Origin of the sequence: Pseudomonas sp. 13B_3.2_Bac1 (genome assembly GCF_025466205.1) — a bacterium.
GTDB classification, from domain to species: domain Bacteria; phylum Pseudomonadota; class Gammaproteobacteria; order Pseudomonadales; family Pseudomonadaceae; genus Aquipseudomonas; species Aquipseudomonas fluorescens_H.
The window spans coordinates 80,010-104,092 of record NZ_JANLOG010000075.1 but is presented as its reverse complement, the minus strand read 5'-3'; the positions used below and the strand labels follow the sequence as shown (position 1 = coordinate 104,092).

Here is a 24,083-nt window from a genome sequence, read left to right as displayed (position 1 = left end):
ATCTGATACTCAAAGCGGCACTTGGCGCGGCAGTGGTGGTGATTCTCGCCGCGCTGTCGAAGACCCGAAACTATTACATCGCCGGACTGGTGCCGCTGTTTCCGACCTTCGCGCTGATCGCCCACTACATCGTCGGCAACAGCCGTTCGATCGATGACCTGAAGGCGACCATCGTGTTCGGCATGTGGTCGATAATTCCGTACTTCATCTATCTGGCGACCCTGTACGTGATGGTTGACCGCATGCGCCTGGAGGCGTCGCTCGCCGTGGCCGTTGTCGCGTGGTTGATCGCCGCCACCGTGCTGGTCTCGGTGTGGGTGCGCCTGCACGCCTGAGGCAATGGCTGGCCCGGCCCTTGCATTTACCCGCAAAAGCCCTGCCCGGCTGGTGCTCATGCTCGATGAGGCCGGTGTCTGGCAGGGTCTGCCAAGGGTAAATAGCGACCTTGAATATTTTAGATCTCGACCACAGCCTGACCGCTCAGGCGCCGATTGCGCGACTGCTCGACAGTGGCCGCGCCAGACGCCTGGACCTGCTCGACCTCGGCCCGAAACTCCGGCTCTGGTCCAGCGAACGCACCTGGCGACGCTTCGCCGAACGCTTGCAGCAGCGGCCGCGGCACACCGGCCCGGCGCCGGAAATCTTCTTCGTCGGCTCCGGTGACTATCACCACCTGACCCCGGCGTTTCTTACCGATCTGCCAAGCCCCGTCAGCCTGATCCATTTCGACAATCACCCCGACTGGGTGCGGTTTGCGCCGCGTCGGCATTGCGGTTCCTGGGTCAATCAGGCGCTGAAACTGCCGAACATTCGCCGCATCGTGACCCTCGGCCCGTGCAGCGATGATCTGCAAAACCCGCAACTGAAGGGTGGCAACCTCACGGCCCTCAAACGCGGGGTTCTGCAGCTGTTTCCGTGGCAGCACGCGCCTTCCAAAGTCTGGGGGCGGATCGGTGACGGCGCCGGGCATGAGCAACAGGAAAACATGCTGCACTGGCACAACCTGTCGCAAGTGGACTGGACCCTGTTCCTCGACAAAATGATCGCCAGCCTGCCGACCGATGCGGTGTGGATCACCATCGACAAGGACGTGCTCGCCAGCGAAGACGCCGCCACCAACTGGGATCAGGGCGGCATGCGCCTGAACCATATGCTCCAGGCCCTGCGCGCGCTGGCGGCGAGCAAGCGGATCATCGGCATCGACATCTGCGGCGAGTACGCCCGTCCGGCCTTCAGCAACGTATTCAAACGCTGGGAGGCGAAGACCGATCAGCCGCCGGCCGAACGCTGGAGCGAGGCCGATATCCTGCGCAACTCCACCACCAATCAAGCCTTGATCGACCTGTTCGAGGAACTGTATCCATGACTTTCACCGTGATCGTGCTGGTGGCCCTGTCCATTGTTCTGGATGTGCTCGGCCAGCTGTGTTTCAAACTGGGCCTCGATCGCTTGCCGGAGCTGGAGGGTGGTTTTCGGCTTCAGGTGTTCTGGGGCCAGGTGTTCAACGCGCCGCTGCTGTGGGCCGGGATCGGCGCTTATGCAATCGAGTTTTTCGTCTGGCTCGGCGCCCTGTCGCGGGCGCCGTTGAGTCTGTTGTTTCCGGCAGCCGCGCTGGCCTATTGCGGCGTGGTGCTGGCGGGCAAACTGGTGCTCGGTGAAACCGTCAGTCGGCGGCGCTGGCTGGGCACGCTGGTGATTACGGCGGGCGTGATGCTCGTGTGTGCCGGCCATGTCTGACGCGCACCTGGAACTGCAAAGGAACGACGCAATGCATTGGCTACACGGGCGCGTGGGCACCATCGTGCTCTGGGCGCTGTTGATCATTCTGGAAAGTGGCGGGCAGATCGCGAGCAAGGTCGGTGGCGATCAGTTGGGCCAGATGGACTTCAGCCTGCAATGGCTGCAAGGCATCGTCATGACGCCCGGGGTGTGGGTCGCGGTTGGCTGCTACATCGGCGCGTTTTTCGTCTGGATGCTGATTCTGCGACGCAGCAGTCTGTCGCTGGCGTTTCCCCTGAGTTCGCTGGTATTTGTCGGCGTGCTGCTGGGGTCGTGGCTGGGGCTGGGCGAGCAGATCAGTCTGCTGCACTGGCTCGGCGTGGCGGTGATCATGGGCGGGATAGCCTTGCTCGCCGAGGGCGAAGAGCACTGAAATCCCCCGGTAGGAGCTGCCGCAGGCTCGGGCCGCGATCGGACGATCTTTGCTTTTCAAGATCAAAAGATCGCAGCCTGCGGCAGCTCCTGCACAAATCGGTCAGGCGTCAGGCTTTTGGTGGTTCAGCAGGAAGCCCAAACCGTGCGCCAGCGGAATATCCTTCACCCCCGCCTCCTGCTGTTGCCGGGCGATCTGCCGGTGATAGGCCTTGATCTGAGTCCAGTGCATTTTCGGCCGGTAGTGGTGCTCGGCGTGATAGCCGTTGTTCATCCACAACAGATTGTACAGCGGGCTGTAGGCACTCACGCCCCAGGCAATCGGCAAGTCCGGGTTGCCGCCAAAATGCTCGTAGTAACCGTTGAGCGATGACAGCGCCTGGCCCAGATACCAGAACGGCAACAACACCAGCACCGCCTGCCAGTCATACACCGCCAGCAGCAGATAAAACGCTACCGTCACATAGATCTCGACCTGAACCCAACGCGCATCCTTCGGGCGTTTGCGGCGCATTTCGTTGTAGATCGGCTTGGGATCGTCGCGAAAAAAACTCAGGAAGGTGTAGGCCCAGGGATTCTCCGGCTGACCGTTCTTGCCGCGCAGATAGATCGACAGCGGATCAATGGTCTTGCCGTCCGGCCCCGGCAGGTCCGAATTGCCCCGGTGATGGCGGTTGTGGATATCGCGATAGAGGGTTTGCGAAAAACCAATGGTCACCGACAACAGCAGATCGAACGCCCGGTTCAGCCACGCCGGGGTGAAGTAGGCGTTGTGAATCTGGTTGTGGGAAATGCTGTTGATGCTCCACGACAGGCTGATCGCATAGCCCAGCGCCAGCGGCACAAAGGCCCACCAGGACAGATCGTGAAAGGCCGCAACCAGCCACAGGACGAAAGCGAAATGGGCCAGGCCCAAAGCGACGGGGATCAGGTCCCACAATGAATGAGCCAGCAGACGGTAAGCAGGGCGAGCCATGAAGGACATCCTGAAGGAATGGATTCGACATGGCTGTCTGCAAACCGCAGACCAATTTGCCCGCGCGCGTAATCAGTCGAACTTGTAGGCGATGGCCGCCTGCACTTCGCCCTGATTGGTATCGCCCACCGCTTTGACGATGCTGCTGTCCGCCGCCGAGCGAGTCAGGTGAATCCAGCTCGCGCTGGTGACCAGCGACCAGTGTGGCGCCAGAGGGAACTCGAAGCTCTGGGTCAGCGCCACGTTCTGCAAACCGCCGCCGGCGTTGTAAGCGCGGATGCCCGAGGCCTGCGCCTCGCGATCACTGACACCGAAGAAGGTCTGGGTGCCCTGCGCATCGGAAAAATGCGCGGTCAGGTTGCTGCTGCCGATCACCCCGCCGCCCAGTGGATAGCCAATTTCACCGCCCACTTTGCCAAACACGCCGCCCTGCCCGCTGCCACCGCCGACGGCCTGGCCAACGAAGGCGAATACGCGCCAGAAATCGGCCGGAGCGTATTGCACGAAGCCGCCAGCCTCGGCCATGTCGGGCACATCACGCAGGCCGCGCAACTCGCCGTTGGCGGTGCGCCCGGAGAGGTAATTGATGTACGGCCCGGCGCTGAAGCCGTTGCTTTTCAAGGCGCTCCAGGTCAGGCCGTCGTCGGTGCCGAGGCTGACATCGCCCCAGTCCAGATCGAGATACGGTATCGGCCGGGTTTCGTAACGGCTGCCGGTGGGATCATGAGGTTGGTAACTCAGTCCCAGGCCGGCTTCGCCGGTGATGCCATCCGCCAGCGCAGCCCCGGAAAAGCAGGCCAGTGCGGTCATTAACGCCAGTGTATTCCTCTGCATGAGGCCATTCCTTTTCTGAACTTGCGCGCATCAACCCCCGGATAGAGCCCTCGGCGCAAGCACTCATGTTGTTTGTAGCAAGCTACAAAAATTGTAGCTCCACTTCACGAAAACCGTGCGTAGGCCCCGCCATTACGGGGTTTTGCAGATTTGGCACAGTCCCTGCTCCCACCCTTGCCAGGCGCAGACCGCGCACCCTGACAACTGCCTCGACCCAACAGGTACTGCAGATGATTGACTGGCATATCGTGTGTGATTTCGACGGGACGATCACCCGTACCGACGTAATCGACAGCATCCTTGAACGCTTCGCCGACCCGAGCTGGGAAGCCATCGAAAACGAATGGCTGGAGGGCAAGATCGGTTCCCGTGAATGCCTCAGCCGTCAGCTGGCGCTGATCAAGGCCACGCCTGCGCAACTGCTCGAATTCTTCGACAGCATCGACATCGATCCGGACTTCCCCGACTTCGTCGACCACGTGATCGGCCTCGGCGCTTCGCTGGAAGTGGTCAGCGACGGCATCGAACAAGGCATCGCGCGGATTCTGGCGCGCAACTACGTGACGCTGCTGCCGATCCTCGCCAACCGCCTGCGCCAGATCGATCACGACAAATGGCGCATCGACTTTCCCTACGCCAGTGACGCCTGCCGCGCGGCCTCCGGCAACTGCAAATGCAAATCCACCCCCAGCAGCAAACGCGTGCTGGTGATCGGTGACGGCCAGTCCGACATGTGCGTGGCGTCCACCGCCGATTTCGTCTTCGCCAAGGACCGCCTGGCCGAGCACTGCGAGCGCAACGGCATCGCCTACGCGCGCTTCGACAGCTTCGCCGAACTGCCGCAACTGCTGGCCCGCCTGCCTCTGGCCCCGGCCGCCAACGCCGTCAATTTCAGCACCGAATCCACTTCTGAAGCACAGGAAACCCTGCACCATGTCTGATATCCGCATTGCGACAGCCGAAGACAAAGTCCTTCTGGAAAAAGAAGCCAAATACTGCTCCTACGGCGACACCGTTCACTACATCGAACCGCCGCGCATCTTCAGCCGCTGCGAAGGCTCCTACGTCTGGGACACCGAAGATCAGGCCTACCTCGACCTGCAAATGTGGTACTCGGCGGTCAACTTCGGTTACGCCAACCCGCGGCTGAACAATGCGCTCAAGCAACAGATCGACACCCTGCCGCAGATCGCCAGTCAGTACCTGCACAAAGGCAAGATCGAGCTCTCGGAAATGATCGCGGTCGATGCCAAGAACAAGTTCGGCCTCGACGGTCGGGTGCACTTCAACGTCGGCGGTTCGCAGTCGATCGAGGACTCGCTGAAGGTCGTGCGCAACGCCACCAACGGCAAGAGCCTGATGTTCGCCTTCGAGGGCGGTTACCACGGGCGCACCCTCGGCGCGTCGTCGATCACCTCCAGCTACCGCTATCGCCGCCGCTACGGTCACTTCGGTGAGCGTGCGCAGTTCATCCCGTTCCCGTATCACTTCCGCGGCCCGAAAGGCATGACCAAGGAAGAGTACGGCAGCCACTGCGTGCAGCAATTCGCGCGGTTGTTCGAGACCGAATACAACGGCGTCTGGGACCCGAAAGTCGGCCAGAGTGAATACGCCGCGTTCTACGTCGAGCCGATCCAGGGCACCGGTGGCTACGTGATCCCGCCGATGAACTTCTACAGCGAACTCAAGCACGTGCTGGATCAACACGGCATCCTGATGGTGGTCGACGAAATCCAGATGGGTTTCTATCGCACCGGCAAGCTGTGGTCGATCGAACACTTTGACGTCAAACCCGACGTGATCGTCTTCGGCAAGGCGCTGACCAATGGCCTCAATCCGCTGGGCGGCATCTGGGCCCGCGAAGAGCTGATCAACCCGAAAGTCTTCCCGCCAGGCTCGACCCACTCCACCTTCGCCTCCAACCCGCTGGGCACTGCCGTGGGTCTGGAAATGTTCAAGATGACCAGCGAAGTCGATTACGGCGCAATGGTCATGGCCAAGGGCAAATACTTCCTCGAAGGCCTGCAGGATCTGAAAAAACGCTACCCGATCATTGGCGATGTCGACGGTCTGGGCCTGGCGCTGCGTTGCGAGATCTGCACCGAGGACGGCTTCACCCCGGACAAGGCCACTCTGGATTACATGGTCGAAGAAGGCATGAAGGGCGACATCGAAATCGACGGTCGTCGCCTCGGTCTGATCCTCGACGTGGGCGGCTACTACAAGAACGTCATCACCCTGGCACCGTCGCTGGAAATCAGCTATCCGGAAATCGACCTGGGCCTGGCCCTGCTCGACCGCCTGCTGCATCGGGCGATGAAACGATGATCGACGCAGAGATCGATATGGGCGAAGGCAACGCCGGTTTCGTTCTCGGCGACGGGGAGGTCGCGGTGCTGTTGATCCACGGCCTCACCGGCACCCCGACGGAGTTGCGTCGGGTGGCCGTGGGCCTGGCGAAAGCCGGGCACACGGTCTATGTGCCGACCCTGGCCGGGCACTGCGGCGGCAATGCCGACCTGCAAGCCACCGGCTGGCGCGACTGGTACGAAAGCGCACGCAACACCTTCGTCGGTGTACGCCGCAAACACCACAAGGTGTATGTCGGTGGTTTGTCCATGGGCGCGGTGTTGTCGATGTACCTGGCCGCCGAACACCCGGGACAGATCGAGGGTTTGCTGCTGTATTCGACCACCCTGCGCTACGACGGCTGGAGCATCAACAAACTGGCGTTCCTCACCCCGTTGCTGATGAAAATCCCGTTCGGCGTGCACCTGTGCAGTTTCGAAGAAAAGCCGCCTTACGGCATCAAGAACGAGCGCCTGCGGGCCATCGTCGAACGCCAGATGAAAGAAGGTCAGAGCAGTCAGGCCGGGTTGCTGACCATGGAAGGCGTCACGGTGCGCGAACTGCACCGGCTCAACGCCGTGGTGAAAAAACGCATGCCGTCGATCACTACGCCGGCGCTGGTGCTGCACTCCATCGAGGACGACATCACTAGCCGCTGGAATGCCGATTACGTCGAACGCAAGCTTGGCGGACCGGTGACCAAAGTGTTGCTCGACGACTGCTATCACATGATCACGGTCGACCTGCAGTACCGCCGTGTCGTGGAGTTGAGCATCGACTTCATACAGCGACGTTTCATGCAGCAGATCAGCAGCCCCGTTGCGCCGCTGGAGTACCGGCAACTGGCTTGAGCAGTTGCCGGCAGACATCCTGCGACACAGGCCGAACACCACGACTCGCCGACATAAGGAAACGACGTGATCACCGCTCAAGCCTTCTCAACGATCGAAGCGATCGACCGCTGCGCCTGGAATGACTGCTTCGTCGATGAGCTGGAGGACTGGGATTACTACCGCGCCGTTGAACGCGCCGGCATTGACGGCTTTCACTGGCGCTACCTGACGCTGCACGAGGACGGCCGCCTGATCGCGGCCACCGTGGCGTTCATCACGGCCTACTCACTCGATACCACGCTGCAGGGCGCGGGCAAACGCGTCAGTCAATGGCTGCGCCGACATCTGCCACGGCTGTTCGACATCCGTCTGTACGCCCTCGGCTCGCCGGTGGCGGAGCAGTGCCATGTCGGCACGGCTTCGCACATTGGGGCGACGCACCGCCCGTCACTGCTCCGTAAGTTGCTGGAGCTGGCAAGACAGGATGCCGAACACGCCGGGATCGGCCTGTTCGCGGTGAAGGATGCCTCGCACCGCGATCCACAGTGGCTGGAGGTCTGTCAGCAGGCCGGCCTGCAAAGCATGCCCGGGTTGCCCGGTGCCGAACTGCCGATCAGCTTCGCCTCGGTGGACGCTTATCTGGGTAGCCTGGGGAAATCCACGCGCAAGGATCTGCGCCGAATCTTGCGCAACCAGGGGCCGCGTACGGAATGGCGACGCTCGGTGCACGACTTGCTGCCGCGCATGATGGAACTCTACGAAGCCACCCTCGCCCGCAGCGATCTGGCCTTCGAATGCCTGCCTGCGGCGTACTTTCGCGAAGTCCTCAATCACCTCGATAATCGATCGGCGTGCGTGCTCTATTGGGTCGGCGACGAACTGGTGGCGTTCAATCTGGTATTGCTCGACGAGCAGCGGTTGGTCGACAAGTTTTTTGCCCACGATCTGGCCCGCACGCGGCAGTACAATCTTTACACCCGTAGCTGGCTGGAAAATGTCGACTACTGTATTGAGCACAAACTGGCGATCTATGTGTGCGGGCAGGCCGGCTATGCCAGTAAGCTGCGTCTGGGCTGCTCGTTTGTCGGTAACACCGTGTTCTTCCGCCATCGCAATCCGCTGTTCGACCAACTGTTGCGTCTGGTGAAAATATTCGTCCGCCCGGATCGCAGCGATCCGGCCCTGGCAGCTGCAATAAGCGAAATCCAATGATCAATGACCGACGCGCCACGCCCCGACCTTTCGCCCTTTCCGGCTGGAGCCTGCAACGCAAACTGGTGTTGGCCTTCTGGCTGGTCAGCGTGATTCCGACCATGATTGCTGCGGAACTGGCGGCCACCACGCTGTCGCAGATCTTCGACAGCAACGTGCGCATCTGGCTGCAGGAATCGTCGAAGATCGTCGAGGACGAAATCAGCGAAATCCTGCGCGACAACGCCCGCGCCGCTCAGCTGTTTCTGCGTTACACGCGCCCTCCCACCGATCGTCAATCGGCCAAGCACAACAAGCTGACCGCCGACGTCGCCGACTCCATGGGCATCGACGTCGTGGCGCTGGTACGCAACAGCGATCACAAAGTGGTGTACAGCACCGCCGCCGACGACATCGTCAGCCAGATCAGCACCGCCCCGAAAGCGGTACTGCAAACCCTGCAGGTGGGCGGTGTGGCCACCGGCACGGTGATTTCGACGTTCGAGACCGAACAGAGCGGCATCGAATACAAATTGATCATCGGCACTTATCTGGACGACAGCTTCCTCACCAGTGTTGCCGACGTGCATTCGCTTGATCTGCGCCTTTACCTGGCCAAGGGCGATGACTTCTCGGAGATCTTCTCGACCCAGCGCTTTGAGGATCACCCCTTGCAAGTGCCGAAAGGAATTGAACAGAACCTGCGCGAAAGCAAGCGGCCGTTCGAGCAATTCACCAACCGCTACAGCGGCATCTACCGGCCGATCTTCAACGAAAACGGCCAGCTGCAAGGGGTGATTTTCAGCGGACTGCTGCGCCACACCAGCCTGGTCGGCCTGGTCAATCAGAGCAACCTGTTCATCCTGATTTTCCTGCTCAGTTCGGCGGCGTCGCTGGCGGTTGGCTGGCTGGTCTCGCAACGTCTGACCAAGCCGTTGCGCGGTCTGGCCAGAGGCGTACAAGCGGTGATTGCCGGCGACTATCATCAGCGCCTGAGCGTGAATGGCGGCGACGAACTGGCAGAACTGAGCAGCACGTTCAACCACATGAGCGAACGTCTGGAGGAGTTGCAGCATCTGGAGTCGCAACTGCGCCGCCGTGATCGCCTGCACGCGCTGGGCGAAGTCGCCATGGGTCTGGCCCATGAAATCCGCAATCCGCTGGGCATCATCAAAACCGCCACGCAACTGCTGCACCGCCGTGCCGACCTGCCGGAAACCGACAGGCGACATCTGGAATACGTGGTCAAGGAAGTCAGCCGGATCAACGATCTGATCACCGAGTTTCTCGACTTCGCCAAACCCAGCGCGCCGATCCGCGCCACCCAGTCAGCGCGCGCCCTGGTCGACGAACTGGCCGGTTTTTGCGAGCCGGAGCTGGCCAGCCACAACATTGATCTGCACATCGACGATCAGGCGCCGGGGGCGACGATCTACGCCGATGCCAAGCAACTCAAACAGGCCGGCCTGAACCTGATCGTCAACGCCATCGACGCGATGCCTGATGGCGGCCGACTGACCCTGAGCATCGCCAGCGACGCCAAATACACCATCGTCAGCGTGGCGGACACCGGTCAAGGGATAGAAGCCGACATGCTGGAGCGCATCTTCACCCCGTTCGTCACCACCAAGGCCTCGGGCACCGGGCTGGGCCTGGCCAAAGTGTTTTCGGTCATGGAAAACCATAACGGGCGCGTAGAATGTGTCAGCGAAAAAGATGCCGGCGCGACCTTCAGCCTGTACATTCCGGCCAATGGCGAGGACTTCGACGAGAGCGACGATGACGCATAACATTCTGGTGGTGGACGACGAACCGAAACTCTGCGATCTGCTGGCCTCGGCCCTCGGGCAGAACGGCATCAGCGTGTTCACCGCCGGCAATGGCCTGCACGCACTCAAGGTGCTGGAAAGCGAAGACATCGATCTGCTGATCAGCGACTGGCGCATGCCCGGCATGGACGGTCCGCATTTGCTGGCAGAGGTGAAGAATCGCTATCCACAGTTGCCGGTCATCGTCATGACCGCCTACAGCACGGTGAAAAATGCGGTGGAATCAATGCGCAATGGCGCATTTGATTACATCGCCAAACCGTTCGACATCGACGAGCTGGACATCACCGTCAGCAAAGCCCTGCAATTTCGCGACATCCTCAAAGACAACCAGCGCATGCGCGCCGAGCTCGACGAGCATCAGCAGATCGACAGCCTGATCGGTGACAGCCCGAGTTTTCGCAACGTGCTGCAAGCGGTGGACTCGGTACGCGAAAGCGCCGCGACGGTGCTGCTCAGCGGCGAAAGCGGCACCGGCAAGGAGATGGTCGCCCGGGCCATCCACAAGCATGGCAACCGCGCCGACAAGCCGTTCGTGGCGGTGAACTGCGCGGCCATCCCCGAGGGGCTGCTGGAAAGCGAAATGTTCGGCCACCGCAAAGGCGCGTTCACCGGCGCCGTGGCCGATCGCATCGGGCGCTTTCAGCAGGCCGACAAAGGCACATTGTTTCTTGATGAAATCGGTGAAATGCCGCTGGCACTGCAGGCCAAGATCCTCCGCGCCCTGCAGGAGCGGGTGATCGAGCCGGTGGGCGATACCAAGGAACGCAAAGTCGATGTGCGGGTGATCGCCGCCACCAACAAAGACCTGTTGCAAGCGGTGGCCAACAAGGAGTTTCGCGAAGATCTCTACTACCGCCTCAACGTGTTTCCGATCCCGCTGCCAGCGCTGCGCGATCGGGTCGAGGACATCGCCCCGCTGGCCCGGCATTTTGCCCACACCCTGGGCGCCGCGGCCGGCAAACGCATCAGCGGTTTCAGCGCGCAAGCCTTGCAGGCGATGACCCGCTATTCATGGCCAGGCAACATCCGTGAACTGCAGAACTGCGTGGAGCGCGCGACCATCGTCGCCTCCGCCAACATCATCGAGGAGCAGGATCTGCCGGCCTACCTGTTCGCCGCGCAAGCCTCGGACAGCAGCGGCCCGCTGAGCGAAATCAACGGCGTGCCGGCGGATCTGGACGCAGCACTCGCCGAAGTCGAGAAGGCCTACATTCTTGCGGCCCTGCAACAGAGCAACGGCGTGCAGGCCGCCGCCGCGCAGTTGATCGGCATCTCCGAACGCAGCTTCTGGTATCGCCTGAAGAAACTCGGGATCCACGTCGACAAGATCGTGCGTTAAGAGCGCTGGCTCAATTGACCGTGCCGCCTTTGGTTTCACTCATGATCTGCCGAATCGCCCCGACAAAGGTGTCCACCGGTTGCCCGCCCGTCACCGCGTACTGACCGTTGAACACCACGGTCGGCACCGAACTCACGCCGCGTTGCAGCCACAACTGCTCTTCTGCACGCACCTCATCGGCAAACTCGTCGGAGGCCAGAATCGCCTGCGCACGCTGCCGATCCAGGCCCACGCTTTCGGCAATCTGCGCCAGTTGCGCGTGATCGGACGGATTACCGCCATCCGTGAAATACGCCTTGAACAGCGCCTCTTTCAACTTCAACTGCAAACCTTCAAGACCCGCCCAATGCAGCAGCCGATGAGCATCGAAGGTGTTGTAGATGCGGCTGTTGCCATCGGTGCGAAAGGCAAATCCGACCTCGGCGCCACGGGCACGAATCGCCTCGCGGTTCTTCTGTGACTGTTCCGGGGTCGAGCCGTATTTCTCGCCGATGTGCTCGGTGATGTTCTGCCCGTCCGGGCCCATCTTCGGGTTCAGTTCGAACGGCTGGAAATGAATCTCGGCCTGCACTTCATCGCGCAGAACCTCCAGGGCTTGCAGCAGGCTATTGAGGCCGACGACGCACCACGGGCAGGAAACGTCGCTGACAAAATCGATTTTCAAAGCTGAACTCATCACACACCTCGCGGGCGGAAATCGTGCGGGAAAGTTTGCACGATACACCTGCCTGCTCTTGCGATGACAGTGATGGCCCCTTCGCGAGCAAGCCCGCTCCCACATTCGGAATACGGTTCCCCTTGTGGGAGCGGGCCCCTTCGAGCAAGCCCGGCCCCACATTCGGAATACGGTTGCCCTTGTGGGAGCGGGCCCCTTTGAGCAAGCCCGGCCCCACATTTGGAATACGGTTGCCCTTGTGGGAGCGGGCTTGCTCGCGAAGAGGCCCGAATCAACACCGCCAAAACCTCGCCTACAGCAGGTTGCCGCTTGCCACCGGCTCGATCTGCGCCCAGTGCGACGTGTCCTCACGGTGCTGTTGCAAATACGGCAACACCGCCGCCAGCAACGGCGCCTTGAACGCCTCTTGAAAACGATGGGCCAGCCCCGGAATCAGCTTAAGCTGACTGCCACGGATATGCGCCGCCAGATGTACGCCGTGCATCACCGGCAACAACGGATCGGCCGTGCCGTGTACCACCAGGGTCGGCACCCGCAGTTGATTGAGCAAGGTGACACGGCTCGGCTCGGCAAGGATCGCCATGATCTGCCGCTTCACCCCTTCAGGGTTGAACGCCCGGTCGTAGGCCACTGCAGCCTGATGCAGCAACGCCTGCCGATCATCAGTGACTGACGGGCTGCCGAGCGCCGCCAGCAGATCGGCCTGCTGCTCCAGTGCCACCTCGCGATTCGGCGCGCCGCGCCGCGCCAGCAGTTGCACCAGCGCCGCACTCGGCGCCGGCAATCCTTCGGCGCCGGAACTGGTCATGATCAGCGTCAGACTCTCCACCCGCTGCGGCGCCATCGCCGCCAGGTGCTGGGCGATCATCCCGCCCATGCTCGCGCCCAGTACGTGAAACTGGTCGACGTGCAGCGCGTCCATCAAGCCCAGCGCATCGTCGGCCATGTCGGTCAGCGAGTAAGGCGCCGACACCGGCAAGCCGAGCTTGTAGCGCAGCACTTCAAAGGTCAGGTTGGCCTCGGCGGGCGCTTGACGCCAGGTCGACAGACCGACATCGCGATTGTCATACCGAATCACCCGAAAACCCTGCTGACACAGCGCAACCACCACTTCGTCGGGCCAGTGGATCAACTGACCACCCAGGCCCATGACCAGCAACAGCGCCGGATCCGAGGCACGGCCGATGCTCTGGTACGCCAGGCTCACCTGTGCCAGATCGACCCGTTGGGTCGGTACATTGACGTCGCAACGCGAAGCCGCCATCGACGGCAGGCCGAACAACAGCGCGGCCAACAAAAGAAATAAACGCATGAAGAAACACCGAAACGCAGAACCCCAGTAGAGCGCGAGTCTGATGAAGTTTGTTCAAGCGCGCTGCCACAGTTGCGTGACAGTTTGATGAAGTTTGCCGAGTGGTCATGCGCCACGAGCCGTGACGTTCGTCGCGCCTGTCATTTCTGTCGGTGGTACGCAGCAGGACGTCGGTCAGACCTGTTCACCTTGACCGCATGAGGGTGTGGCTGAACGCCTGACCGGGACACCCTCTGAAACGAATGCCCGCGCCAGCGATAAATATGTACCGCAAGGCCCTGTCACAGCTCGCCTCTAATGGGCATGACCAGCGGAATCACCCGGTGGTCATGCCTTTTGGAGCCCCGGCGCATGTTCGATGCCCTTTCCCCTGTAACGGTCGACTTCGGCCTTGATCCGCCACTGCGGCCAACCCCTGACCAAAACCTCTGTCTTCTGGCGACGACGCGCTTGAACGCCTGTCACCAGCAATGGCTCGACCTCATGGCGCAGCATCACGGGTTGCCCGACAGCGGCTGGTGGAGCGCTCGTGCGCGCGGTACTGCGCTGTCACGGCGCGATCATGCCGCAAGCCTGTACCGCCGGCATTTCGAAGCGGCCTGTGAGCTGGCGATTGCCGAAGGCCGGCTCAGCCGTTCACAACAACCCCGGCTGGCGCAGTTGCTGACGCCATCGAACAAAATCGCGGCGGATCTGCGGGTCGCGCAACCGGTGCTCAACCGTGTCGGTGGCAACCGTGTGCGCCTGCACGGTGCCCTGATGATCCGTCTCGAGGACGCGGTGTATCTGCTTTATATACCTGCCCAGGCACAACCGCTGATCCGCTTCGAAGATCAGGCCGGGCTTGAGCACTGGCTGATTGAGCAGTACCCGCATCCGGTGCTTGGCACTTCGCTGGACTTCATCGAATTCGGCCACGAACCGTTCACCCGCGGGCTTGAGCCGCTGATGTCCGGCTCGGCAAGCAGCGTCGGTAGCTGGATCGAGGTGGGCAGGCTTTTCCCCGCGGCGCCAGCCCTGCCCGATAGCTCCGGGCAGAATGCCGACGAGGTTGCACCGTTCGGTTTGCTGGTCGCCGACATTCCTCTGGACCTGCGGCGGCAGGCACTGGCTGTTGAACACCTGGCGCTCGATCGTCTGTTTGGCGAGTCCGATCTGCACGCCCCGCAGCGTCAGCAACTGGCCGGTGCTTTCGATGCCTTTGGCCAGGCCCGGCAAGCCAGCCACGATGCGGCGTCGGCGCTGCTCGACAGCCGGGATCCGCTGACGATGCTCGAACTGCGCCGCCACGCGAACGTCCATTACACCGCCCTGTTGCAGGCCCGGATCGCGGGGCTGCGCGCCGAAGTCGAATGGCAACGGGCACTGGAACAACTGACGGCGCAGGAGCATCGGCAGCTCATCACACTGCTGGACGCACCGGGGCACAACCTGCCGGCATCCGAAGGGGTGATCGCGCGCGTGTCGTTGTCGGCGACAGACCAGGGCCTCACCCGGGTCGAAGACCTGCCCGGCGTACTGATCATCGCGGCGCCTTCAGCGCTGGCGCCGGACTCCACAGACAGTCTGCTGCTTTACTGGCCCGGGCAGTGCGGTGGACTGCAACGCTTCACCTCGCGTCAGGCGCTGGAGCAAAAGCTGTTCAAGCGCTCGCCGTACGACCGTGAACTGGCCCTGCACCTGACGCCACTGTCCGGCGATGCCCTGACCTGGTCCCTGGATCAGCAGCTCTATCAGTGCGAACAACAGGCCGCGACCATCATCCGCGATCACCCGCTGCCCACGCATGCCGAGACGCGCAAAGCCGCGATGGAACAGCTGTGTGAACAGCATCTGTCACGCTTGACCGTCGCGCTGGCGCAAGCCCGCGCACGGGCGTTTGCCGAGCGTCAGGAGCAAGACCAGAGCGCTGCGCTGGCCGGCAACCTGCCCGCATGGTTCAACACACTCGACGACGACAGGCGTACACGGCTCAAGGCGCTGATCAATCGCTATCTCGCAGCAATGCGACACGCTCATGCGCTGCTCGAACGAGAACTGCCACCGCGTCAGACCTTCGCCGATAAACGCATCGACGCGCGCTTGCGCCACGACTTTGCACTGGTGAAAAGCGCGCGTGTGAGCCTTGATCTGCCCGACTCCACCTCCTGGCAAAAAACCCTGATCGAGGGCGCCGCGCCCGGCACGCCGCAACGCAGTGTCCTCACCGCCAGCGCCGGGCGCAGTGATCTCAGCCTGGAACAACTGGCCCAGAACAACATCGACCAGGACATGTGGTGGCGACTGTCGTTCATGCAAGTCAAGGTCAGTGCCGAGGACGAAGGTGATCGGCAGCGTGTCGAGGCGGGCATCAACCCGGTCTATCTGCGTCAGCTGGTGACGCAACTGGATCTGGCCGGACGCTACGAAATCCTGATTCGCCAGGCGTTTTTCGGCACGCCGACAGAACCCGCGTTCACCCAAGCCTGGCGCCGCGAATGCCTGAGCGAGCCGTGGCGCCTGATGCTCGAACTGCAGGGTGAGTTCGCCTTGCTGCAGCAGCACATCGACAGCGCCGGCCATGCCGTGCTGAAAATCGCCATCGGCGCGACAACGGCTCAGGCCTATGCCGTCGACGGCAAGCGCATCGCGTTGCTGCCGGTACACCTGACGGTCGGCGGTACGGACACCGCACATCAGGGACCGAGCACACTCGCCGGGGTCACCTTCATCGTCGAGCAGGTCAGTGGCCTGACCCTGCTGTACCTGCCCGACAGCAGCGACGCGATCTTCCTGCGGCAGTACGCAACACTCGAGCAGGCGCGTCTGGATCTGTTCCGGCGCTGCGTTGACCGCAACATGGTCAACTACTTGGCCGGGCGTGCCCTGAGCGGCGATTTCGCCAGCCATGTCAGCCGGATCAATGAAGCGCAACTACGCAACTTCGATGCCCTGATCGGCGTCGGCATGGCCTGGCCGGCGACCACTTCGCTGGCCAGTCATCTGCTGAACGTACACATGGGCCGCTTGCTGGAAGCTCATCGCGACAGTTCGCGCTCCAACGATGCGTTGTATCTGGAACATTGCGCACTGAAGTCCGGCGCCCTGTTCAACTATCTGAAAATGGCCATCGGCATGCTGCCGTTCGTGGGCACAGCGGTGGCGTTGTATGACGCTTGGCAAAGCGCCAACCTCGCCGTGGCGGCGTTCTTGCGCGGTGAACTCGGCCACGGTCTGGCGGAAGTGGAAGCGGTTCTGTTGTCATTGATCGACGCCGCTATGGACGTGCTTCCGGGCACTGTCAGCGCGCCCGCCGCCGCACGCCTGGCAACCCGGCAGCGGCAACAGGCGACACTGGGCAGGTCCGCCGCACTGCGCACGTCCTGGCAATGGTCCCGCCAGGCGCTCGACCGTTTCAAGGGCTACGAATACGAACACGACATTTCCCTGGCCGGCCTGAGTCCGGCGACCGAAGGCGTTTACCGCAATGTCTACCGCCATGCCGAGGGTGACTTCATCCTGCGGCTGGGCCGCGTCTATCGCGTCCAGCTCAGCGAACAGCCACGCGGCTGGCGTTTGTACGGGACGTGGATGCGCGGCTACAAACAGCCGATCGCCCTCGACGAATTCGGCCAGTGGAACACCCACTACGCGGTATACGGCACGGTGATGGACGGTGGCGGCGCAGGCGGTGGCGCGGTGCTCGGGCATCTGGCCGATGGCCTCCAACCGCTCTGGCCCGAGGCCATCCGCCGCTGGCTGCCAGAGTGGTGGACCAATCGCCAATTGCGCCGGCAATTGACCCTGAACAACACCATCGACGCCTACGCCCGCCGCCTGCAGAACCAGACACGCACCACCAATCAGTTGCTGGAAAACTACCAGAGACTCGACTTTGTCCAGCGCAAGCCGCTGCTGGCAGAGGTCGACACGGCCTGCGTCAATGACATCGACAAAGCCATCGAGCTGTTCCAGAGCTCGGACGAACTGCTGCACCTGAGCCGCGGCAACAAAGTCCAACAGCTCAAGGAATTAAAGAGCCGCAGTGCCCTGGTGGTGGTGGACCGCGCAGTACAACGCGCGACCGTGGCCCGCGATCGCTTGCTCGAATACCTGAACCGGGTCGATGCGCTGGTCGCCGAATCCGATGCCACGCCTTACAACCAGACGGCAGCGCACGTGCAACTGCTGGCCCGACGCAAATGGGTGCGCAAGGCTTTTCTCGAGGAGTTCGATCAACTGCACGCGATCATCGAACAGGCCAACCTGTGGAACAGGCGCATCACCAACAATACCCAGAGGGCGAAGATGGCCGCCGACATCACGGCCCTCAACCGCAACTTCGGCGATCGCAATCACCACTACCTCAGAACCGCCCACCTGCTGGAGATCATCACCCGCTACGAAGCGGTCGACGATCTGTACTGGATGTACTTTCACACACAGATGAAGGACGCCCGGATAAAAGTCGGACGCGCACTGCTGACCCAGCATCATCTGCCCGAGACCAATGCCAGCGTGGCCCAGCGCAACCGGATCATCGAGGATTCCCTGGAAATTTATGCCGGTTTCCGCCGTCAGTTGAAGGCCTGGACACTGGGCTATCCGCAGCATCTGGAGCTGGAGCAGATCGCACCGTTTCTCGACAGTCTGAGCAAGGTCGAAGAGCACGCGCGGCATGCGCTCAAACAGCCGCCGCCGATCAGACGCCGCGAGCCTGGGGCCAGGCAACTGTTCGAAACCGAGGACAACCAGTTGCTGATCGGCACCGAGACCCTTGATGAAAGTACCCGCCAGGTACGCTACATCGTGGCTGGCGACGGCTTCCATGAAACCTGGCTGCGGCGCCCGAGCGGCAAGTATCACTTACAGACGCGCCACACCGCGACCACGCCGTCCCTGCCTAGCGATGTCAGACCCTTGCTGGCCGAAGCCCGGCAGCGGCTCGCCGCTGTCACCGCCTACCAGGACAAGGTGAATGGCTACGCCCGTCAGGACATGTTGCCGGTGGACCTGGAACACATGCTCGTCAGCGAAGCGACGGAACTGAGCTCTCGGGCGCAGGCGATCGAGCGGCTGTCGCCGACCGACCCACTGGTCGCGCAGTTGCACTCCACGGCGCAGGCGTTGCAACGGGCCGGGCGCACGTTGCGCATCGACCAGTCACTGCGCAGCAAGACCCCCACTGAAGGCTATCTGGACTATCTGCTGCAACAGCAAGTGGTGGATATCCGCAAGGAAGGTGAACTGCGGGCCCTGGGCAGGCGCGCCGACAGGAACAAGGATTTCCTCCAGGAGTACGAAGTCCGCGACCTGACCAGCCATCCGCCGCGCACGCTATGGTATGCGCACTTTCACTACACCTCGGACAGGGCGCCGTTCGGGGATTTCGCCAAAGCTCATCTGAAATTGCCTGAACAACGCAATCTCGGCCTGCAATGGCAACAGGCCCAGGGTGCTGGCGGCGCACAGGTCGAGGCAATCTGGCGTGGGGATATCGGTAAACCGCTGGGCATCCAGCACTTCGCCCACCTCTGAAGCAAAAAACAGCGGGGCACGGGATGTGCTCCGCTGTACTCCAAGCAGTCGACAGCCCCGCTAACATGAGACAAACTCACCGCATTAGCCTCAATCACAAATTTTGTTCATGGAGCCTGCGGTGCTTGAAATCCGTCATCTGAAAACCCTGCATGCCCTGCGCGAGGCCGACAGTCTGGTGGATGCCGCCGACCGCCTGCACCTGACGCAGTCGGCGCTTTCGCACCAGTTCAAAGAGCTGGAGGAGCGCATGGGCATGCCGCTGTTCGTACGCAAGACCAAACCGGTGCGCTTCACCAGCGCCGGCCTGCGTCTGCTGCAACTGGCTGACGCGACCCTGCCGCTGCTGCGTGCCGCCGAACGCGACATCAGTCGCCTCGCCGGTGGCACCGCCGGGCGCCTGCACATGGCGATCGAATGCCACAGCTGTTTTCAGTGGCTGATGCCGACCATCGACCAGTTCCGCGACGCCTGGCCGGAAGTCGAACTCGACCTCGCCTCGGGCTTCGCCTTCGCCCCGCTGCCGGCGCTGGCCCGGGGTGATCTGGACCTGGTGGTGACCTCCGATCCGCTGGACATCATCGGCATCACCTACGTGCCGTTGTTCACCTACGAAGCCATGCTCGCGGTCGCCAACCAGCATCCGCTGGCAAGCAAACCGTACATCGTTCCGGAAGACCTGCTGAGCGAAACCCTGATCACCTACCCGGTGGAACGCGATCGGCTGGACATCTTCACCCGCTTCCTCGAACCGGCCGACATCGAACCAGCGCAAGTGCGCACCTCGGAACTGTCGGTGATGATGATGCAACTGGTCGCCAGCGGCCGTGGCGTCTGCGGCATGCCGCACTGGGCGCTGCACGAATACAGCTCACGCGGCTACGTGAAGGCCAAGCGCCTGGGCGAGAAAGGCCTGTTTGCCACGCTGTACGCGGCGATTCGTGCGGACATGCTCGATGCACCGTACATGCGCGATTTCCTGCTGACCGCCAAGGACACTTCGTTCTCCACACTGGATGGCGTCAGCGCGGTGCGCTGACACACATCCCCCTATGGGAGCGGGCTTGCTCGCGAAGGCAATCTGTCAGTTGACGGGTGCTGCACTGACCCACCGCATTCGCGAGCAAGCCCGCTCCCACAGGGGAACTGTGTGATTTCAAGAGGTGGTGATGGGCGGTGAAGCACAGGCTCGACAACATTGATCCCCCTGCCTGAAACACGCATCCCCCTGTGGGAGCGGGCTTGCTCGCGAAGGCGATCTGTCCGTTGACGGGTGCTGTACTGAACCACCGCATTCGCGAGCAAGCCCGCTCCCACAGGGGAACTGTGTGGCGTCAGAGCTGGCGCCACATGTGGATCTTGTCGAAGTAGTCTTCACCCACCCGTACCGCCAGCGGCTCCAGTCCGAACTGGATGAAGCCGCAGCGCTGGTACAGCTTGAACGCGGCGTCGTTACCGGCGCTGACGGTCAACTGGATCAGTTTCAGTTCCGGATGGGTGTGTGCTTCGGCGATGGCGGCCTGGACCAAATCCTGGCCCAGACCGTGCTGGCGAAAGTCAGCTGACACGTACATGCCGAACAAGGTGGATTTGTGCCGGGCCTTTTCTCTGGGTTCGAAAGCCAGGCCGACGATGCCGGCCAATGTGCCCGCTTCGAACGCACCGAGCACCACGTCGAGTTTGCTGGTCAGCCGCCCTTCCCACCAGCTCAACGGCATCACCGCACGCTCGCGCACGCTGGAGGTGAACGCCTGCGGGTGGCGGTCGTAGGCCTCAAGCATCAGCTCGCGGTAAGCCAGGGCATGACTGGCGTCCAGCCGCTCGATCCACATGCTCACGCCGTCCTGCGTTGTTCAAGCATCAGGCGCACCGCCAGACCGGCGAGTACAAAACCCATGAAATAACGCTGCAGCGCCAGCCATGTCGGGTTGCGCACAAACCACGAGGCGATACCCGCCGCGAACAGCGCGATCAGCAAATTGACGCAGAAACTGACGCTGATCTGGGTCAGGCCAAGGATGATGCTCTGGGTGAACACCGAGCCGTGTTCCGGGCTGATGAATTGCGGAAACACTGAAAGATAGAACACCGCAATCTTCGGGTTCAGCGCACTGGTGAGAAAGCCCATGGTAATGAGTTTGCGTGACGAGTCCGGCGGCAATGGCTGCGCTTCGAACGGCGAGCGCGCGCCGGGTTTCACCGCTTGCCAGGCCAGCCACAACAGGTACAACGCGCCGGCCCATTTCAGCACTTCATAGGCCATCGGCACCGCGAGAAACACCGCCGTCAAACCGGCGGCAGCCGCGAACAGGTGCACGAAAAACCCCGCCACCACGCCAAGCAACGAAGTGACCCCGGCCTTGCGCCCCTGACAGATCGAACGCGAGATCAGGTAAATCATGTTCGGCCCCGGCGTCAGTACCATCAACAGCGCGGCGGCAGCGAAGATCAGCAGGTCTGGAAGCGGGATCATGGTGGGCGTCCTGTGCGTGAATGATCAGGCAATCGCGGTGAGCGAGTGGCGATAAAACGGCAGGATCAGATCCCGTGTCAATGGCGCCAGAACGACAGCAGGATCAGTGGCCGGATCGACCCAGATCATTTCCTCGATTTCGGCAGCGGGCGTCACGTCGGCATCGATCGTCAGCTGAAAAATCTCCGCGTGAACAACAAACCCCGGCTCGTTGGCAGCAGGCGCCGAGAACTGCCCGAGAAATGTCGCCTGCGCCGGATCAATCGCCAGCCCCAGCTCTTCTTCCAGCTCGCGGGCCAGTGCGTGCACCGGCAACTCATGGGCTTCGATCTTGCCGCCCGGCTGCATGAACGCCGTGGTGCCGCGCTTGCGCACCAGCAGGGTCTGACCGTCGGGGTTGAGCAACAGGGCAGCAGCGATGCGAATGATTTTTTCGTTGGGAAACGTCGACATGAAGAGCAGGCCCCTGGCGCAAAAGCCACAAGCATCACATGCCCGGCGCCGGACGCAAAGTCTCTGTGGTAGCGGGCGCGGTTGCACTGATTTTTTGGGGCAGGCAGGTGTGTTGTCCATCAGGCCGCCTTCGCGAGCAAGCCCGCTCCCACAGGACGTACGCGATCATTGTGAGAGTGTATTCCCAAAGGGGAACGCGGTCACTGTGGGAGCGGGCTTGCTCGCGAAGGCGTCAGCTCGCTCGACACGGAATCCGGATCAGCGCAAAGGAATCAGCAACTCGCGCAGTCCCGAAGCGTGCTCCAGCACTTCCCCCGGCAGCTTCAGGCGCTGATCCTGCAGATAGCGATAATCCTTGCGCGCAACCTCCAGTTGACTGAAATCCAGCTCGACGCTGAACTGCCCTTCTTCACGACCGGCCTCGAACAGCAGCGTCCCCAGCGGATCGACCAGCGCACTACCACCGGCAAACATCAAGCCGTCGTCCCCGGCCTCGACGCGGTTGACCATCAGCGCAAACGCCTGGTTCTCCTGAGCGCGGGCCATGATCGCGGTGCGATGGGTCGGGCCGTACGGGTCCATGTTGCCGTTGGTCACGATCAGCCACTCGGCGCCCAGTTGCGCCAAGGCGCGGGCGGATTCGGGGAATTCGATGTCGTAGCAGATCAGCAGTCCGACGCGCACGCCGTTCCACTCGCAGGTGGAATAGCGGTCGCCCGCCTCGAACACGCCGCGATCCGAGGCCCACAAATGGGTCTTGCGGTATTTCAGGGCGATGCCTTCTGGGGTGATCAGCAGCGTGGTGTTGTAGAAGCGCCCGTTGTCATTCTCGGCCAGGCCGATCACCACGGCGATGTTGCGCTCACGGGCGGCGGCCAGCACGGCGGTGACGGTCGGGCCGTCCACCGGCTCGGCGATCTGCGCCACGGTCTCGGCCGTCGGGAAGCCCATCAAGTGGGTTTCCGGGAACACGATCAATTGCGTATCGGCCGCGCACGCCGCAATCGCCGCGAGGGCGCGTTCGAGGTTGTACGCGGTGCCAGTGTCACGGCCCGCCAGTTGGGCGAGTTCGACTTTCATGAAGATTCCTTGTTGTGGGCAGCGGGCGCCGAAAGATTGCCCGGTGGCTGACTGTGGGCCAGTATGCGCAGCTGCGACCGGCCGGGGAATCACGCGGCCGGGGTAACCCGACAGGGGTAGATCCATGACCGTTTCACTTGATGACATCACCTGGCACCGCGCCGTCGGGCAACTGATCGAGGCGCTGGACAAGCCGAATTTCTGGGCGCAACTGGTGCGTCTGCTCGACCAGTACGTGGCGTTCGATAGCTGGGTGGTGCTGCTGTTCAGCGCCGATCAGCACCCACAGGTCTTCGCCGAATGCCCCGGCGAGGACGGCAGTCCCGACCCGTTGTTTCAGGACTATCTGCGCGGGTTGTACCGGCTCGACCCGTTCTACATTGCCTGCCGCGAGCAGTCGCGCACTGGCATGTACCGCTTGTCGGAGGTGGCGCCGGAGCATTTCGAGCTGACCGAGTATTACCAGCGATACTTTCGTCTGAATGTGGTCGCCGACGAAATCCAGTTCAATTGCCAGCTCGAAGGCGAGCGCACGCTGTGCCTGTCGCTGGGCAGTGAAAAACGTTTCACTGGCGAACAGATTGCTTTGCTGTCTTTGATCCAGCCTTGGGTACTGGGCCTTTTGCGCCAGCGCCTGCCGTACGAAATCAATGAAACCGTGGCCCTCGCTGCCGCGCCGGCGCAGGTCGACTGGCGGGTGCAACTGGAAGCATCGGTGCAACGACTCAAGGGCACGCAACTGACCACCCGGGAACTGGATGTCGGGCGTTTGATGCTCAGCGGTTGCTCCAGTAAAGAAATCGCCCGTAAGCTGGAAATCTCCGTAGAAACCGTGAAAGTCCATAAGAAACACATGTACAGCAAGCTGGGGATCAAATCCCAGTCGGAGCTGTTTTCGATTTTTCTCCAGGCGCAGAACGCCTGAAAAGCCTTGGCACGCAGGAGATCTCTGAAGCTTGGAATCCCCTGTGGCGAGGGAGCTTGCTCCCGCTCGACTGCGCAGCAGTCGCAAAGCCTGGTCACGCGATGCATCAGACAGACCGTGATGGCCAGGTTTGGGGCTGCTG

Annotated in this window: 21 protein-coding genes; 13 read left to right on the top strand and 8 right to left on the bottom strand. The window is 62.0% G+C overall.

The window, feature by feature from the left end; all coding sequences use genetic code 11:
• Window positions 1-5: 5 nt before the first annotated feature.
• From NTD85_RS11865 to NTD85_RS11850, 4 genes are all read left to right on the top strand, one after another.
• A complete protein-coding gene (locus NTD85_RS11865; RefSeq protein WP_177434768.1) occupies window positions 6-335 on the top strand; it encodes a GlpM family protein in 330 nt (109 codons plus the stop codon).
• A gap of 110 nt (window positions 336-445) precedes the next feature.
• Window positions 446-1,366 carry an arginase gene (locus NTD85_RS11860; protein WP_262142239.1) on the top strand — a complete coding sequence of 307 codons (921 nt, stop codon included), beginning with the start codon at window positions 446-448 and terminating at the stop codon, window positions 1,364-1,366.
• Window positions 1,363-1,737: a transporter gene (locus NTD85_RS11855; protein ID WP_226499473.1), complete on the top strand. Its 375-nt coding sequence runs from the start codon at window positions 1,363-1,365 to the stop codon at window positions 1,735-1,737. The genes NTD85_RS11860 and NTD85_RS11855 overlap by 4 nt, the downstream gene beginning before the upstream one ends.
• Before the next feature lie 31 nt (window positions 1,738-1,768).
• Window positions 1,769-2,152, top strand: coding sequence for an EamA family transporter (locus NTD85_RS11850; protein ID WP_103486466.1), 384 nt, complete (start codon window positions 1,769-1,771; stop codon window positions 2,150-2,152).
• Between the two features lie 102 nt (window positions 2,153-2,254).
• On the opposite strand, the gene NTD85_RS11845 is transcribed toward NTD85_RS11850, so the two are convergent.
• Window positions 2,255-3,127, bottom strand: a complete 873-nt coding sequence (locus NTD85_RS11845; RefSeq protein WP_262142238.1) for a fatty acid desaturase family protein — start codon at window positions 3,125-3,127, stop codon at window positions 2,255-2,257.
• 72 nt (window positions 3,128-3,199) lie between these two features.
• On the bottom strand, window positions 3,200-3,961 hold the full coding sequence (locus NTD85_RS11840; RefSeq protein WP_262142237.1) for a MipA/OmpV family protein: 762 nt from the start codon (window positions 3,959-3,961) through the stop codon (window positions 3,200-3,202).
• A 230-nt stretch (window positions 3,962-4,191) separates the two neighbouring features.
• Here NTD85_RS11840 and NTD85_RS11835 point away from each other — a divergent pair, with 230 nt between their 5' ends.
• The 6 genes from NTD85_RS11835 to NTD85_RS11810 all read left to right on the top strand — a co-directional run bounded on the left by NTD85_RS11835 (window position 4,192) and on the right by NTD85_RS11810 (window position 11,505).
• Complete coding sequence (locus tag NTD85_RS11835) at window positions 4,192-4,902, top strand: HAD-IB family phosphatase (protein ID WP_003227777.1); 711 nt, start codon at window positions 4,192-4,194, stop codon at window positions 4,900-4,902.
• Complete coding sequence (locus tag NTD85_RS11830; protein WP_003227779.1) at window positions 4,895-6,289, top strand: aspartate aminotransferase family protein; 1,395 nt, start codon at window positions 4,895-4,897, stop codon at window positions 6,287-6,289. The genes NTD85_RS11835 and NTD85_RS11830 overlap by 8 nt, the downstream gene beginning before the upstream one ends.
• Window positions 6,286-7,161, top strand: a complete 876-nt coding sequence (locus NTD85_RS11825; protein ID WP_003227781.1) for an alpha/beta hydrolase — start codon at window positions 6,286-6,288, stop codon at window positions 7,159-7,161. Before NTD85_RS11830 ends, NTD85_RS11825 begins: the two co-directional genes overlap by 4 nt.
• A gap of 66 nt (window positions 7,162-7,227) precedes the next feature.
• Window positions 7,228-8,355, top strand: a complete 1,128-nt coding sequence (locus NTD85_RS11820; RefSeq protein WP_262142236.1) for a GNAT family N-acetyltransferase — start codon at window positions 7,228-7,230, stop codon at window positions 8,353-8,355.
• Complete coding sequence (locus tag NTD85_RS11815; protein ID WP_003227784.1) at window positions 8,352-10,124, top strand: sensor histidine kinase; 1,773 nt, start codon at window positions 8,352-8,354, stop codon at window positions 10,122-10,124. Before NTD85_RS11820 ends, NTD85_RS11815 begins: the two co-directional genes overlap by 4 nt.
• The gene (locus NTD85_RS11810; RefSeq protein WP_262142235.1) at window positions 10,114-11,505 is read left to right on the top strand and encodes a sigma-54-dependent transcriptional regulator; all 1,392 of its coding nucleotides are present in this window, start codon (window positions 10,114-10,116) and stop codon (window positions 11,503-11,505) included. The genes NTD85_RS11815 and NTD85_RS11810 overlap by 11 nt, the downstream gene beginning before the upstream one ends.
• Window positions 11,506-11,515: 10 nt before the next feature.
• Here NTD85_RS11810 and NTD85_RS11805 read toward each other — a convergent pair whose 3' ends face one another.
• Both NTD85_RS11805 and NTD85_RS11800 read right to left on the bottom strand, forming a co-directional pair.
• The gene (locus tag NTD85_RS11805; RefSeq protein WP_103486461.1) at window positions 11,516-12,181 is read right to left on the bottom strand and encodes a DsbA family oxidoreductase; all 666 of its coding nucleotides are present in this window, start codon (window positions 12,179-12,181) and stop codon (window positions 11,516-11,518) included.
• 292 nt (window positions 12,182-12,473) lie between these two features.
• Entirely contained in the window at window positions 12,474-13,493 is a 1,020-nt protein-coding gene (locus NTD85_RS11800; RefSeq protein ID WP_262142234.1) for an alpha/beta fold hydrolase, read from the bottom strand.
• Window positions 13,494-13,844: 351 nt separating this feature from the next.
• On the opposite strand from NTD85_RS11800, the gene NTD85_RS11795 reads away from it, so the two are divergent.
• Entirely contained in the window at window positions 13,845-19,010 is a 5,166-nt protein-coding gene (locus NTD85_RS11795) for a dermonecrotic toxin domain-containing protein (RefSeq protein ID WP_262142233.1), read from the top strand.
• Between the two features lie 121 nt (window positions 19,011-19,131).
• The gene (gene metR, locus NTD85_RS11790; protein ID WP_045122615.1) at window positions 19,132-20,049 is read left to right on the top strand and encodes a transcriptional regulator MetR; all 918 of its coding nucleotides are present in this window, start codon (window positions 19,132-19,134) and stop codon (window positions 20,047-20,049) included.
• Window positions 20,050-20,344: 295 nt separating this feature from the next.
• Here the strand turns inward: metR and NTD85_RS11785 are convergent, their stop codons facing one another.
• The 4 genes from NTD85_RS11785 to NTD85_RS11770 form a co-directional block, all read right to left on the bottom strand.
• Window positions 20,345-20,842 (bottom strand): GNAT family N-acetyltransferase, encoded by a 498-nt coding sequence (locus NTD85_RS11785; protein ID WP_262142232.1) that lies wholly within the window; start codon window positions 20,840-20,842, stop codon window positions 20,345-20,347.
• A gap of 2 nt (window positions 20,843-20,844) precedes the next feature.
• Window positions 20,845-21,483, bottom strand: a complete 639-nt coding sequence (locus NTD85_RS11780; protein ID WP_003227795.1) for a LysE family translocator — start codon at window positions 21,481-21,483, stop codon at window positions 20,845-20,847.
• Between the two features lie 24 nt (window positions 21,484-21,507).
• Window positions 21,508-21,936: an NUDIX hydrolase gene (locus NTD85_RS11775; protein WP_003227797.1), complete on the bottom strand. Its 429-nt coding sequence runs from the start codon at window positions 21,934-21,936 to the stop codon at window positions 21,508-21,510.
• Window positions 21,937-22,194: 258 nt separating this feature from the next.
• Complete coding sequence (locus tag NTD85_RS11770; protein ID WP_262142231.1) at window positions 22,195-23,016, bottom strand: carbon-nitrogen hydrolase family protein; 822 nt, start codon at window positions 23,014-23,016, stop codon at window positions 22,195-22,197.
• 124 nt (window positions 23,017-23,140) lie between these two features.
• On the opposite strand from NTD85_RS11770, the gene NTD85_RS11765 reads away from it, so the two are divergent.
• Window positions 23,141-23,941: a helix-turn-helix transcriptional regulator gene (locus NTD85_RS11765; protein WP_262142230.1), complete on the top strand. Its 801-nt coding sequence runs from the start codon at window positions 23,141-23,143 to the stop codon at window positions 23,939-23,941.
• The last annotated feature ends 142 nt before the right edge of the window (window positions 23,942-24,083 follow it).

Coding starts and splice junctions, on each gene's coding strand:
- NTD85_RS11765 (WP_262142230.1), top strand. CDS start 23,141: ATGACCGTTTCACTTGATGACATCACCTGGCACCGCGCCGTCGGGCAA.
- NTD85_RS11840 (WP_262142237.1), bottom strand. CDS start 3,961: ATGCAGAGGAATACACTGGCGTTAATGACCGCACTGGCCTGCTTTTCC.
- NTD85_RS11830 (WP_003227779.1), top strand. CDS start 4,895: ATGTCTGATATCCGCATTGCGACAGCCGAAGACAAAGTCCTTCTGGAA.
- NTD85_RS11850 (WP_103486466.1), top strand. CDS start 1,769: ATGCATTGGCTACACGGGCGCGTGGGCACCATCGTGCTCTGGGCGCTG.
- NTD85_RS11795 (WP_262142233.1), top strand. CDS start 13,845: ATGTTCGATGCCCTTTCCCCTGTAACGGTCGACTTCGGCCTTGATCCG.
- NTD85_RS11825 (WP_003227781.1), top strand. CDS start 6,286: ATGATCGACGCAGAGATCGATATGGGCGAAGGCAACGCCGGTTTCGTT.
- NTD85_RS11780 (WP_003227795.1), bottom strand. CDS start 21,483: ATGATCCCGCTTCCAGACCTGCTGATCTTCGCTGCCGCCGCGCTGTTG.
- NTD85_RS11805 (WP_103486461.1), bottom strand. CDS start 12,181: ATGAGTTCAGCTTTGAAAATCGATTTTGTCAGCGACGTTTCCTGCCCG.
- NTD85_RS11810 (WP_262142235.1), top strand. CDS start 10,114: ATGACGCATAACATTCTGGTGGTGGACGACGAACCGAAACTCTGCGAT.
- NTD85_RS11785 (WP_262142232.1), bottom strand. CDS start 20,842: ATGTGGATCGAGCGGCTGGACGCCAGTCATGCCCTGGCTTACCGCGAG.
- NTD85_RS11835 (WP_003227777.1), top strand. CDS start 4,192: ATGATTGACTGGCATATCGTGTGTGATTTCGACGGGACGATCACCCGT.
- NTD85_RS11775 (WP_003227797.1), bottom strand. CDS start 21,936: ATGTCGACGTTTCCCAACGAAAAAATCATTCGCATCGCTGCTGCCCTG.
- NTD85_RS11855 (WP_226499473.1), top strand. CDS start 1,363: ATGACTTTCACCGTGATCGTGCTGGTGGCCCTGTCCATTGTTCTGGAT.
- NTD85_RS11845 (WP_262142238.1), bottom strand. CDS start 3,127: ATGGCTCGCCCTGCTTACCGTCTGCTGGCTCATTCATTGTGGGACCTG.
- NTD85_RS11815 (WP_003227784.1), top strand. CDS start 8,352: ATGATCAATGACCGACGCGCCACGCCCCGACCTTTCGCCCTTTCCGGC.
- NTD85_RS11800 (WP_262142234.1), bottom strand. CDS start 13,493: ATGCGTTTATTTCTTTTGTTGGCCGCGCTGTTGTTCGGCCTGCCGTCG.
- NTD85_RS11770 (WP_262142231.1), bottom strand. CDS start 23,016: ATGAAAGTCGAACTCGCCCAACTGGCGGGCCGTGACACTGGCACCGCG.